This is a genomic window from Lactobacillus nasalidis (assembly GCF_016587775.1).
GTDB classification, from domain to species: Bacteria; Bacillota; Bacilli; order Lactobacillales; family Lactobacillaceae; genus Lactobacillus; species Lactobacillus nasalidis.
The window spans coordinates 1-12,770 of sequence record NZ_BOCG01000157.1 but is presented as its reverse complement, the minus strand read 5'-3'; the positions used below and the strand labels follow the sequence as shown (position 1 = coordinate 12,770).

The following is a 12,770-nucleotide window of genomic DNA, read 5'->3' as shown; positions in this document are numbered from 1 at the left end:
CCCGCGGGTCATCGTCGTCGTCGGCGCGCCTGGCGACAAGGGGATTTCCCGCCGGCCGGGCTTCAGCGAAAGCCTGACGGCCGAAGCGGACAAGGCCTACCTCACCACTGACGACCCTGGCTTTGAAAGCGCCCAGGACATCTGCGAGGAAATCGACGCCGGGATCGACCACTCCAAGTGTGAAACGGTCATTGAACTGGACCGGGAAAAGGCGATCAAGGAAGCCATTTCCGAAGCCGGCCCGGGTGACGTGGTCCTGCTGTGCGGCAAGGGCGCCGATGCCTTCCAGAAGGTGCGCGGCGTTGACACGCCGTACGCGGGCGACATCGTCATTGCCCGGCAGGTCGTCCAGGAATTAGAAAAGTAAGGATTGATACTTTGAAGCATTTCTTCAGCATTATCGGCGGGATGGGGACCATCGCGACTGAAAGCTACGTCCGCCTGATCAACCACCGGGTCAAGATCAGCAAGGACCAGGACTACCTCAACTACATTCTGGTCAACGATGCCCAGGTGCCGGACCGGACCGCCTACATCAAGGACCACAGCCAGCCGAACTTCTTCACGGACCTTAAAGAAGACGTTCTGGGCCAGGCCCAGCTGGGGCCGGACTTCATGGTCATGCCCTGCAACACGGCCCACTACTTTTACGACGACCTGGCGGCTTTGACCAACATTCCCTTCCTGCACATGATGCGGATTGCCGTCCACAAGTATGCCGACCAGTACCCGGACAGTCCCAAGATCGGCTTGATCGCGACTGAAGGGTCAATCTACGACCACCTTTATGAAGACGAGATCCACCGGATCGGCCGTCAAGTCGAATTCGGCGGCCCGGAAATCCAGCCGATGGTAACGGAACTGATCTACCGGGACATCAAGGAAAAGGGCGTCGTCGACAAGCAGCTTTACCACGAGATCCTGCGCAAGATGCATGACGAGTACGGCTGCGACGTGATCCTGCTGGGCTGCACGGAATTGTCCCTGGCCCAGGAGCAGGCGCCAGACCACCCTTACCAGGTGATCGACCCGCAATCGATCATCGCTGACGTGACGATCGAGCTGGCCCTGGCAATCAGGAATGGGGCTGACCCGCGGCAGGCCTGCCAGAAATATCTTTATGAATAAGCAAAAAGGACCAGGTGACTGGTCCTTTTTTATTCAGTCAAAAACCGTCAAATTTTTCCAAAAAATGCTCATTTATGACCGAAAATGATTGCTTTTGACCGGGAAAGCCTTTACAATAGACTGTGAGGTGAGACGAAGATGCTGACGGAAGAACGGCAACAACTAATTGCCCATTATGTAGACGAACATCAGATTTGCCGCGTAACGGATCTTTGCCGGTTGACATCGACATCGGAGTCGACGATCAGACGCGATTTGAGCGAAATGGAAGACCGGGGCCTGCTTAAACGGGTCCACGGCGGAGCGCAGAGCCTGCAGACCTTCAGCCAGGATGTGGCTCAGCAGATCCGCTTCAACCTGAACAAGGAAGACAAGCTGGCAATTGCCAAGGCTGCCGCCAGGAAGGTGCACCCGCACGACTATCTCTTTCTGGACGCGGGGACGACCGTTTACGAAATGGTGCCCTTCTTGAAAGAGATCAGCGACCTGCACGTGGTGACCAACGGCCTGGAGACGGCGCTGGCTTTGACCGACGCCGGAATCAACTGCTGCCTGCTGGGTGGGCACGTCAAGCGCCAGACGCACGCGGCGATTGGGGCCACGACCGTCAGCAAGCTGCAGCAGCTGAACTTCAACGCGGCCTTCATCGGGGCCAACGCCCTAAGCTCGGCTGGCTTTTTGACCACGCCGGACACCGAGGAGGCGGCCGTTAAGCGGACGGCTATCCTGCAGAGCCAGCAGGCTTTCGTTTTGATCGATCGCAGCAAATTTAACGCGGTGACTTTTGCCGAGTTCGCCAAGGCTGACCAGGTGACCCTGATCAGCCGCCTGCAGGATGGCGACCGGCAGAATTTGCCAGTGAATATTCAACTTGAGGAGGCTGAATAATGATTTATACCGTGACTGTCAACCCGGCTTTGGACTACGTTCTGCAACTGCCAGAAGTCAAGGACGGGGAGACCAACCGGTCAAGCGACACGCAGTTTTTGGCCGGGGGCAAAGGGATCAACGTGTCACAGATCCTGAACCAGCTGGGCGTTGACAACACTGCCTGGGGCTTTGTCGGCGGCTTTACCGGGGAAGAACTGATCCGGCAGCTGAACGTTAAGAAGATCAACAGCGACTTTGTAAGAATCAGCGACGACACCCGGGTCAACGTCAAGATCCACGCTCAAGAAGAGACGGAAATCAACGCTGCCGGCCCGGTCATCACTGACCAGGAAGTGGCCGCCTTCAAGTCCCGCCTGGACGATTTGGAAGCCGGCGATGTCGTTGTTTTGAGCGGCAGCCTGGCTCCAAGCCTGCCGACCGACTTCTACGAAAGCCTTTTGCCGCTGATCCGGGAAAAGGGCGCAGAATTCGTGGTCGACACGACTGGCGAGGCGCTTTTGAGAACTTTGAAGTTCAACCCTTTGGTCATCAAGCCGAACCACCACGAACTGGCCGACTTGTTTGACACCAGCTTCTCCTCAACTGCCGATATGCTGGAGGCAGCCAAGAAGCTGCAGAAGATGGGCGCGCAGAACGTGATGATTTCCATGGCCGGCGAAGGCGCCTACCTGGTAACTGCTGACCACGTCTACCACGCCAACGCTGCCAAGGGCACGGCGGTCAACTCCGTCGGCGCTGGTGACTCCATGATTGCCGGTTTCGTCGGCACCTGGTTTGAAAAGCACGATGCTGCCGAAGGCCTGCGCGTCGGCAGTGCCTGCGGCGGGGCTACGGCCTTCACGGAAGACATCGCGGTCAAGAGCCAGATCGATGCTGTTTTGCCGCAGATCAAAATCGACGTCGTTGAATAGATAAATAATTGAGTAACTGAGGAAAACAAGATGCGGATTAAAGATATTTTGAGCCCAGAGTCCATGATCATGGACTTGAAGGCCACGACCAAGGACGACGCCATCAATGAAATGGCCGACCTGGAAGTAGCCACGGGCATCGTTAACAACAAAGAAAAGTTCGTTGAATCCATCTGGGCCCGGGAAAAGGAATCCACTACCGGGATCGGCGGCGGGATCGCCATGCCGCACGCCAGAAACGAATACATCAACAAGGCGCGGGTGCTTTTTGCCAAGAGCGCGCAGGGCGTTGACTTCGACTCCCTGGACCAGCAGCCAGTGCACCTCTTCTTCATGATCACTGCCCCGGCCGGTGCCGACAACACCCACCTGCAGGCTCTGGCCAAGCTGAGCAGCCTTTTGATCAACCCTGACCTGGTTGAGAAGCTGAAGGCAGCCAAGACTCCTGAAGAAGTCATCGACCTCTTCAGCCAGGCTGAAGCTGACAAGGACAAGGAAGACGCTGAACGCGAAGCCAAGCTGAAGGCCAAGAAGGAAGCCGAAGCCAAGGCAGCTGCCAGCGAAAGCGAAGAAAAGCCTTTGATCGTCGGCGTTACTGCCTGCATCAACGGGATTGCCCACACTTACATGGCTGAAGAAGCCCTGATCAAGGCCGGCGAAAAGCGCGGCGTTGAAGTCCGGATCGAAACCAACGGTTCCGAAGGCGTCAAGCACGAACTGACTGCTGACGAAATCAAGCGGGCCAAGGGTGTCATCATTGCTTCCGACAAGCAGGTCAAGATGGCCCGCTTCGACGGCAAGGAACTGGTTAAGCACCCGGTTGTCGACGGGATCAACAAGCCAGACCAATTGGTTGACGACATCCTGTCCGGCAAGGGCAGCGTCTACCACGCTGAAGCCGGTGAAGCCAGCGAAAGCACTTCATCCAGCAACGGCGGCGTTTGGTCAACCATCTACCGGCACCTGATGAGCGGTATTTCCCACATGCTTCCGTTCGTTATCGGTGGTGGTATCTTGATGGCCATCTCCTTCCTGGTAGAACAATACATGGGCGGTTCCAAGAGCCCGGCCTTCATCTTCCTGAACAGTGCCGGCAACCTGGCCTTCGCCTTCATGGTTCCGGTTCTGGCCGGCTACATCGCTGAATCAATCGGTGACCTGCCAGCCTTGATGCCTGGTTTCGTCGGCGGGTTCATGGCTTCAATTGCCAACTCGTCCCTGGGCGGTGCTTACGCTGTTAACGCCAACGCCAAGGCTACTTCTCCAGCCGGCTTCCTGGGCGGGATTGCCATCGGTTTCATCGCTGGTTACCTGGTTCTGGGCCTCAAGAAGCTCTTCGCCAACCTGCCGAAGAACGTTGAAGGCATGAAGCCAATGCTGCTTTACCCAATCTTTGGCCTGCTCCTGGTCGCTTTGATCATGTACTACATCATCAACCCGATCTTCGGTGCCTTGAACGCGGTAATCACCAACTTCCTGAACGGCATGGGCACTGGCAACCTGGTCCTCTTGACCACGATCCTGGCCGGCATGATGAGTATCGACATGGGTGGTCCTTTCAACAAGGCTGCTTACGTCTTTGCCTCAGGTGCCTTCGCCAACGACCCGACTTCCAAGACTTCAGCCATCCTGATGGCTGCCGTTATGGTCGGCGGTATGGTTGCCCCATTTGCAACGGCGATCGCTACTACCTTCTTCAAGGACAAGTTCACTGAAGACGAACGCCGGGCCGGTGTTTCCAACTGGATCCTGGGCTTCTCCTTCATCACTGAAGGGGCCATCCCATTTGCCAGTGCTGACCCGCTGCACGTGATCGTTTCCTCAATCATCGGCAGTGCTGTCGGCGGTGCCCTGGTTGGCCTCTGGCACGTCGGCGTTCCTGCTCCGCACGGTGGTTTCTGGGTTATCGCCCTGTCAACCAACTGGCTGGGCTACCTGGGCGCCGTAGCGGTCGGCTCGATCGTGGCTGCCTTGATCATGGGCTTCTGGAAGAAACCTATCGAAAAATAAACTACTAATGACTGCAAAACAGTGAAGACCCCGTGGTCTTCACTGTTTTTGCGTTTTTTGAGCAAAAAGCCTGGCATTGCCGGAACAAATTTGTTATATTCTACTGTTACAGATTTTTTAAACGCGGACAAAAAGTAAGTAAAAGCGGGAAAAATTCTGTAAGATAGATATTAGAAAAAGCAAAAGACTGAAAAGAAAACATTTTTTACAAGAATGGAGCAGAAAAGATGATCAGATTAATCGCGACCGATATGGACGGCACCTGGCTCAACTCCAAGAAGGAGTATGACCTGGACAAATTCAAGCGGATCATGGACCTGGCCGGGGAAAAAGGAGTCAAGTTCGTGATTGCCAGCGGCAACCAGTATGAGAACCTGGTTACCCGCTTCCCGAAGGAATACCTCAGCCAGCTCTACTTTGTGGCTGAAAACGGGGCTTATGTCTTGAAGGGCCGGGAAATCCTCAACATCGTGGACTTAAACAGCGACGAAATGGCCACGATGCGGCAGATCGAGCACAAGTACGGCCAGGAGCACCCGACGGTCTGGGCCGGGGTAAACAGTGCCTACAGCCTGAAGAGCTACGGGGAGGACTTTGCCAAGCACCTGCACCTGTTTTATGAAAAGCTGCAGATCGTGGACGACTACGAGAGCGTCGAGGACCGTTTCTTCAAGTTCACGGTCTCAACGCCAGTGGGCGAGTCGTCAGCTTTTGCCCAGCAGCTCAAGCAGGAGTACCCGAGCCTGGACATGGTGGCCGGCAGCAACGCTGCTGTCGACATCAGCAAGCTGGGGATGAACAAGGCAGTCGGGCTCAAGCTTTTGGGCCAGCGCTACAACATCCCGGCCGATGAAATGGTGGCCTTTGGCGACGGGGGCAACGACGTGGCCATGCTGCAGTATGCCGGCCAGAGCTACGCGACGGCCACGGCCCTGCCGGAAGCCAAGCGGGCGGCCAACGGGATCATCGGCTCAAGCGACGAGAGCGCCGTCCAAGACAAGGTGCTGGACCTGCTTGAGAAGCAATAGAGAGGTATTTTGATGAACAAAGCTTTGCAGGTCGTGGACTTGAGCATGAAGTTCGACGATCAGGAAATTTTTAAAAAGCTCAGCTTCAGCCTGGAGGCCGGCTCGATGACGGCGCTTCTGGGCCCTAACGGGGCCGGAAAGACGACCCTGGTCAGAATTTTGATGGGGATGCTGAGCCCGACCCATGGCTACTTTGAACTGGCCGACGACGTCAAGGTCGGCTACGTGCCGCAGTTCCGCAACATCGACGCCGACTACCCCCTGTCGATCAAGTCTTTTATCGAGCTGAACACGCCTTTTTGGAAGAGCCAGAAGGTCAAGGACCAGGTCAGCCACATCCTGCAGGAAACCCACCTGAAGGGGCTGGCTGACACCAGAATGGGCGAGGCTTCCGGCGGGCAAAAGCAGCGGGCCTACCTGGCCCAGGCCCTCTTGGACCAGCCCAACTTCATCATCCTTGATGAAGCCACGGCCAGCCTGGACCCCAAGGCCAAGGAGGAATTGATGAGCCTGATCGCCCACCTCAACAGCGAGCACAAGATGACGGTGCTTTTTGTCACGCACGACATTCCCCTGGCCAAGCGCTACATGAAGGACTATCTTTACTTGAGCGACGGGAAGGTCAGCCAGGGTAAGATGGAAGATTTTAAGGAGAGTTTCAACTGATGTTTGCCTACGAATTTATGCGCAATGCCTTCTGGGCAGCCACTTTTATCGCCATAACCTGCGGGGTGGTCGGCGTCTATGTCGTTGCCCGGAACTTCAGCTTCCTGGCGCACACCCTGTCAGAAATCGGCTTTGCCGGGGCAGCCTTTGCTGTTTTGATGGGGCTGAAGCCGCTGACGGGGATGCTGATTTTTGCCCTGCTGGGCTCCATCGGGGTCGGGGAGTTGTCCATGCGCACGGAGCAGAAGGAATCGTCGATTTCCGCGATTTCGGCCTTCTTCGTCGGCCTGGGGATTCTCTTTTTGTCCCTGTCCAGTTCAGCCAGCAGCTATGCTACCAACATTTTGTTCGGGTCGATCATCGGCGTTTCCAGAAGCAGCGTCTACCAGCTGGTTGCCCTGTCCATCCTGGTCCTGCTGATCCTGCTGGCGATTCAGAAGCCGCTGAACTACGATTCTTTTGACCACATCGGGGCGGCAGCCCACCACATCAATACCGGCTTTGTCGGCGTGGTCTTCCTGGTGGCCCTGGCCATGGCGGTCTCCATCGGCTCGCAAGTGGTCGGCTCCATGCTGGTTTTTGTCCTCTTGACCATGCCGTCGTCGACGGCCCGCTACTTGGGCAAGTCGATTCCCAGCATGCTGGCCTGGTCGGTCGGCCTGGCTCTTTTAGGGGTCTGGGCGGGGCTGTGCCTGGGCTACGTGACCAACTGGCCGGTGACCTTTTTCATTTCAGTGATTGAAGTAGCGGCTTATCTGCTGGTCTACTTCACCCACGCCAGAAGGAAACGGGCGTAACCAATATAGATTTTTAATAATCACCAATACACGGCCTCTGCGATTTTAAGAGGCTGTGTATTTTATTTTGCTAATATAAAAATAGCTTATTATCATCTTGAAAAAGCCTGCTTTTATATGTTATGCTTTTTTTAAAAAGTATTAATTTTTATAAAAGTGGGGGATTAAGATGAAAGAATGTCCGAATTGTCACGCTGAAATGGGAGCAGATGTCAATTTCTGTACTAATTGTGGAACTGACCTGCGCCAAGTAGCGGTAAGCGAGGAAAAGCCTGCCCCAGCAGCGCCTGAACCAAAAGCAGCACCTGTACAGGAAGCTGAAGTGAAAGCGGAAGGTCAGGCTGACGGTCAGGCCAGCGGCCAAGCTGAAAATGTGCTGTCCACATACTGGCAGTGGCTGCTACATGCTTGGAAGAAGCCGGCTGAGGCGGTGGCCGCTGAAAAGTGGTACGGCTTGACGACCTTGATTTTGGAAGACTTGTTTTTCATATTGGCAGGGCTTGCGGGCATGAACAAGCTGGCTAGTTCATTAATAACAAGCTACCCATATTTTTCATCGATTATTACTGAGTTAAAGTCTAGCTTCTCTTCGTATGTAATGATCAGTGTCGTGCTGGGGCAAGTGGTAGTTTTGGCTATCAACTACTTTGCCATGAAACGTTTTGCCAAGTCTGAATTTGACTTTTTGGGATATCTCAACCGGTATGCTCACTTATCGGCTTACAGTTTGATCTTGAATGTTTTGTTCTGGATTTTTGCTTTGACGGGCAGCTTGGGCCTGCAGGAAATTGCGCTCAATATGACGGCAGTCGTTGGCTTCCTTGCTTTGATTTATGTTTTGCTGGAAGAAAAGGCGGAAAAAATCGACCAGATGCAGTTTGCGCTTGTAATCTCAATCATTGTTTTGATTGTGGTTATGATTGTGGTCAACATGTTCTTTAAGGAATTTGCGTCCAAGATCGCGTCTGTCACTAATCAGCAGGTTAACTCGCTGCTTGGCAATAGTTACTAAGATGTATCGAAGTGGGAGGAAGCAAAAATGATCTACTGCGCTAAATGCGGCGCCCCAAACCAAGCTAATGCCACTTTCTGCGCCAAATGCGGGGAAAAGTTGGTTAAACCGGCACAGTCAAGCCAGCCAACTCAGCCAGTCCAGCAGGTTCAACCAGTTCAACAGGTTCAACCAGTTCAACAGGTTCAGCAAGTCCAACCTGTTAAGCCAGCTAAAACCGTTAAAAAGCGGGCCGACCTCAAGCAGACCCGGAAGTGGAAGAAGCCAATCTTGATCACCGCTGCTGTCTTGCTGGTCCTTTTGGCCGGTTACGGCTTTGGTAAGTCTTACTACGCCAAGGACAAACAGATCGACAGAATCATCAGCGTGCTGAAGGACCCAAGCCAGGATCTGTCGCCTTACGTTAAAACTGACGACAGCAGCTTCCAGTTGACCAAGAAGAGCGTACGGCCGCTGCAAACATACTACAAGGAAAACAAGACCGCAGCTAATAACCTGGGCAGTAAGTGGAAGAATCAGGAAGAACTTGATGCCAGCTTTAAGAAATCCGTTTCTTTAGGCGAAGATGGTCACTACTTCTTATTTTTCCCGAGATACAAGCTCATGGTTAAGACCTACTCACCAACGGTCGTGACCAACCACGCCAATTCCACGATCAAGATGAACGGGAAAAACGTGGGCAAGCTGTCTGCGTCTGGTGACTACTACCAAAAGAAGCTGGACCCGGTAATCGCCGGCCGCTACACCTTCTCAGTTTCAGCTAACTTGAGCGGGAAGACCATTTCACCTAGCCCGGTTAAGCTGGACCTCTTCAGCAACCACCAGGTCAGCTTGAACATCACCACGGGCAGCTTCAAGGTCAGCAGCGTGCCTAATGGCGAAGTCTACATCAATGACAAGAAGGTAGCCGACCTGGACGACAAGGGCCAGGCCAGCTTCAAGGACTACGAAATCACATCGGGGATGAGCCTCTACGTTAAAAAATCCGGCATCGGCAAGTCAGACACGATCAACGACTTTGATCAATATGTGACGACCCCGGCCGACCAGGCAAATGACAGCGATGACGATTATGACTTCAGTGATGATGGCAATAGCGACCAAATCAAGATCGTCAATGGCAGCTGGGTCTTGACTCCGTCCTGGCCGGGCCTGGCAAGCACGGACGAAGCCCAGGATCTTCTGGATACGATTTGGGAGGACAACGACAGCGACGACTGGGTGAACGGCAGCAGCAATTCCGGCTATCTCAGCATCAAGAAGCTGCACGACAGCTGGGACGACTCTGATTCCGTCTCCTCATATGACGAAGTCGTCGAGGTTCTGTCCACCAGCCCGGCGGCCAATGGCAAGACCTACGTAAACTACACGGTTACCCACAATCTTTCTTACACCGGCGACAAGGATGATACCAGCGTAACTGATACTTACAAAAATGGCATCATCAGTCAGGACAGCGATGGCAATTACGTCTTGGAAAAACTCGGCACGCCGCAGAGCAAATAGCAGAGATTTTTTAAATTTTTTTGGTAATCGATAGAGACAACTTTGTTAACAAACAAGTTTGTGAAAAAATATATAGAGCCCCGCAGCGGCGGGGCTTTTTTGGACCTTCTTTGTGTCAACTAAAAATATTGTGAAATAAATTCAAGGATAAACGCTAATATATCAACGTTTTAAATCAATATTCACATGACTTTTTAAGCGCTTTCATGTACAATATTGCTTGTGAAAATACTTAAAGAAGGAGTTTTATGAATGTGGGTTAAATTTATTTTTGCCTTGATCCCGATCGTCTGGCTGATCGTTTCGCTGACGGCCATGAAGATGCCGGCGGCCAAGGCAGCAGTTATTTCGCTTTTGCTGGCAGTCTTCCTGGCTATTACCGCCTTCAAGCTGCCGGTCGTTGACACTTTGACCGGGACCCTGGAAGGGATTCTGGGCGGCTTGTTCCCGATCGTCTACATCATCGTGGCCGCCATGTTCACCTCCAAGGTGACTTTCAAGTCCGGCGCCATGCAGAAAATCCAGGACATGCTCTGCGGCTTGACGACTGACAAGCGGGTCCTGGTCCTCTTGATCGCCTGGGGCTTCGGGGGCTTCCTGGAAGCCATCGCGGGCTTTGGGACGGCGGTGGCCATTCCAGCCAGCATCTTGATGACCTTCGGGATCGACCCGATTGAAGCTTCCGTCATTTGCCTGGTAGCCAACACCACGCCGACGGCTTTTGGGGCGGTGGGCCTGCCGGTCATCACCCTGGCCCAAACGGCCGGCCTGAACGTGATGAACACGGCCTTCGTGGTTTCCCTGCAGCTGGGCGTTTTGATCCTGATCATCCCTTACATCCTGGTCGGCTTGGCCGGCGGGGGAGCCAAGGCAATCAAGGGCGTGGGTTTCATTACCTTCATGTCCGGTTTGGCTTTTGCCCTGCCGCAGATCCTGATAGCCAAGTTCGTCGGGGCAGAACTGCCGGCCATTGCCGGGGCGATTGTCTGCATCCTGGTAACGGCCCTTTTGGCCAAAAAGCACAAGGATGCTCCGGAATACGCGGCTGCTACCGGGGAAGTGGCCAAGCACTCAGCTGGGGAACTGCTCCAGGCCTGCGCGCCGTTCATCCTGGTTTTCGTCTTTGTTTTGGCGGCCTCCTCCTTGTTCCCGGCCATCAACAGCCTGCTGAACTCAGCAACCGTGAAATTCCAGGTCTACACCGGGAAAAATGCCGGCCAGTTCAGCCTCAACTGGCTGTCTTCACCGGGGACCCTAATCCTGCTGGCGACCTTCATCGGCGCCTTGATCCAGGGCTTGAGCGTTAAGGAAACCCTGGGCATCCTCTGGGACTTGATCAAGGGGATCGGCAAGACGGCGGTGACGATTTCCGCCATCGTGGCCTTGGCCAAGGTCATGGGCTATGCCGGCATGACCAGCGCCATCGCGGTCGTCTTGGTCAAGATCATGGGCCCGGTTTACCCGCTGATCGCTCCAGTCATCGGGGCCTTGGGAACTTTCGTGACCGGGTCGGACACCAGTTCCAACATTCTTTTCGCCAAGCTGCAGGCTTCGGCGGCCCAGAGCCTGGGCGTCAGCCAGACCTGGGTGGTGGCCAACAACATGGTTGGGGCCACGGCCGGGAAGATGATTTCCCCGCAATCCATCACCGTTGCTTCCACTGCCATCGGCCAGGAAGGCAGCGAAGGCACGATCTTGAAGCAGGCCTTCAAGTGGTGCGGGATCTACACCGTCATCATCTGCATCTTCTTGTACGTGGTTGGTCTGGCCACGGGACAGCTGCATTTTTAATTTTTTAGTGTAATTTTAAAAATTGCAAGATTCGTTACCCAAGTAAGCGATTAAATGCTATGATAAAACTTGTAAGTAAAAAGTAATTGATAGTAATTTTTTAATGATTGAGGAGATTTCCATGACACATTACATCAAGGGCTTCCCACAAAGCGAAGCTGATGAAGACTTAAAATTCGTTAACGTCGATGAGCTTGAAGAAAGAGCCAAGGAAGTAATGCCGGAAGGGGCTTACTACTACGTGGCATCCGGTTCAGAATACGAATGGACTTGGAGAAACAACACCAACGCCTTCAACCATTACCAGATCGTGCCCCGGGCTTTGACGGGAATGGACAACCCGTCAACGGAAACGGAATTTCTGGGAATGAAGCTGAAGACGCCAATCATGATTTCGCCAATTGCCTGTCACGGAATCTCCCACGCTGACGCTGAAGTAGCCACTCAAAAAGGCGCTGCTTTGGCAGGTGCCATGTTCACTTCCAGCACTTACGGCAACAAGCCGGTTGAAGAAATCGCCGCTGCTGCGCCAGACGCTCCGCGGATGTTCCAGCTCTACCTGTCAAAGAACTGGGACTTCAACCAAATGGTCTTTGATGCCGTTAAGGCAGCCGGCTACAAGGCAATTCTGCTGACGGTCGACGCTTTGGTGTCAGGCTACCGTGAAGCCAACCTGCGGACTGACTTTGCCTTCCCGGTACCGCTTGACTTCTTCACCCGCTTCCAAGGCGCCAAGGGCGAAGGGCAGACTGTTGCCCAAATGTACGCTTCCAGCGCGCAAAACATCGGTCCTGACGACATCAAGCGGATCAAGGAAATGTCCGGCTTGCCAGTTATCGTTAAGGGCGTCAACTGCGCTGAAGACGTTGAAGTTGCTTTGACTGCCGGTGCCGACGGCGTTTACGTTACTAACCACGGTGGCCGTGAAATCGACGGTGCTCCAGCAACCATTGACGTTTTGCCAGAAGTTGTTGAAGCCGTTAACGGCCGCTGCCCAGTCATCTTCGACGGTGGCGTCCGCCGCGGTTCC

General features: G+C 54.0%; 12 protein-coding genes and 2 pseudogenes. All 14 read left to right on the top strand.

Going from position 1 to position 12,770, the window contains the following annotated elements; translation table 11 throughout:
* On the top strand, positions 1–367 hold a 367-nt coding region (locus tag lacNas_RS02880; RefSeq protein WP_373868158.1), incomplete at its 5' end, for a glutamate ligase domain-containing protein.
* Between the two features lie 11 nt (positions 368–378).
* Positions 379–1,128 (top strand): aspartate/glutamate racemase family protein, encoded by a 750-nt coding sequence (locus lacNas_RS02875; RefSeq protein WP_201331029.1) that lies wholly within the window; start codon positions 379–381, stop codon positions 1,126–1,128.
* A gap of 138 nt (positions 1,129–1,266) precedes the next feature.
* Positions 1,267–2,016: a DeoR/GlpR family DNA-binding transcription regulator gene (locus lacNas_RS02870; RefSeq protein WP_201331028.1), complete on the top strand. Its 750-nt coding sequence runs from the start codon at positions 1,267–1,269 to the stop codon at positions 2,014–2,016.
* The gene (gene pfkB / locus lacNas_RS02865; RefSeq protein WP_201331027.1) at positions 2,016–2,930 is read left to right on the top strand and encodes a 1-phosphofructokinase; all 915 of its coding nucleotides are present in this window, start codon (positions 2,016–2,018) and stop codon (positions 2,928–2,930) included. The genes lacNas_RS02870 and pfkB overlap by 1 nt, the downstream gene beginning before the upstream one ends.
* 30 nt (positions 2,931–2,960) lie before the next feature.
* Complete coding sequence (locus tag lacNas_RS02860) at positions 2,961–4,940, top strand: PTS fructose transporter subunit IIABC (RefSeq protein ID WP_201336286.1); 1,980 nt, start codon at positions 2,961–2,963, stop codon at positions 4,938–4,940.
* A 227-nt stretch (positions 4,941–5,167) separates the two neighbouring features.
* A complete protein-coding gene (locus lacNas_RS02855) occupies positions 5,168–5,968 on the top strand; it encodes a Cof-type HAD-IIB family hydrolase (protein ID WP_201330702.1) in 801 nt (266 codons plus the stop codon).
* A gap of 12 nt (positions 5,969–5,980) precedes the next feature.
* A complete protein-coding gene (locus lacNas_RS02850) occupies positions 5,981–6,634 on the top strand; it encodes a metal ABC transporter ATP-binding protein (protein ID WP_201330701.1) in 654 nt (217 codons plus the stop codon).
* Positions 6,634–7,431 (top strand): metal ABC transporter permease, encoded by a 798-nt coding sequence (locus tag lacNas_RS02845; protein WP_201330700.1) that lies wholly within the window; start codon positions 6,634–6,636, stop codon positions 7,429–7,431. Before lacNas_RS02850 ends, lacNas_RS02845 begins: the two co-directional genes overlap by 1 nt.
* A gap of 169 nt (positions 7,432–7,600) precedes the next feature.
* A pseudogene (locus lacNas_RS14570) lies at positions 7,601–7,669 on the top strand (zinc-ribbon domain-containing protein); the annotation flags it as partial.
* Between the two features lie 84 nt (positions 7,670–7,753).
* Positions 7,754–8,443, top strand: coding sequence for a DUF6574 domain-containing protein (locus lacNas_RS02840; RefSeq protein WP_244661407.1), 690 nt, complete (start codon positions 7,754–7,756; stop codon positions 8,441–8,443).
* A gap of 27 nt (positions 8,444–8,470) precedes the next feature.
* Positions 8,471–8,539: pseudogene (locus lacNas_RS14565) on the top strand (zinc-ribbon domain-containing protein); the annotation flags it as partial.
* Between the two features lie 3 nt (positions 8,540–8,542).
* Positions 8,543–9,949: a TcaA second domain-containing protein gene (locus lacNas_RS02835; RefSeq protein ID WP_244660655.1), complete on the top strand. Its 1,407-nt coding sequence runs from the start codon at positions 8,543–8,545 to the stop codon at positions 9,947–9,949.
* Positions 9,950–10,201: 252 nt separating this feature from the next.
* Entirely contained in the window at positions 10,202–11,740 is a 1,539-nt protein-coding gene (locus tag lacNas_RS02830; RefSeq protein WP_201330697.1) for an L-lactate permease, read from the top strand.
* Between the two features lie 121 nt (positions 11,741–11,861).
* A partial coding sequence (locus tag lacNas_RS02825; RefSeq protein ID WP_201346569.1) for a (S)-2-hydroxy-acid oxidase occupies positions 11,862–12,770 on the top strand: 909 nt, incomplete at its 3' end.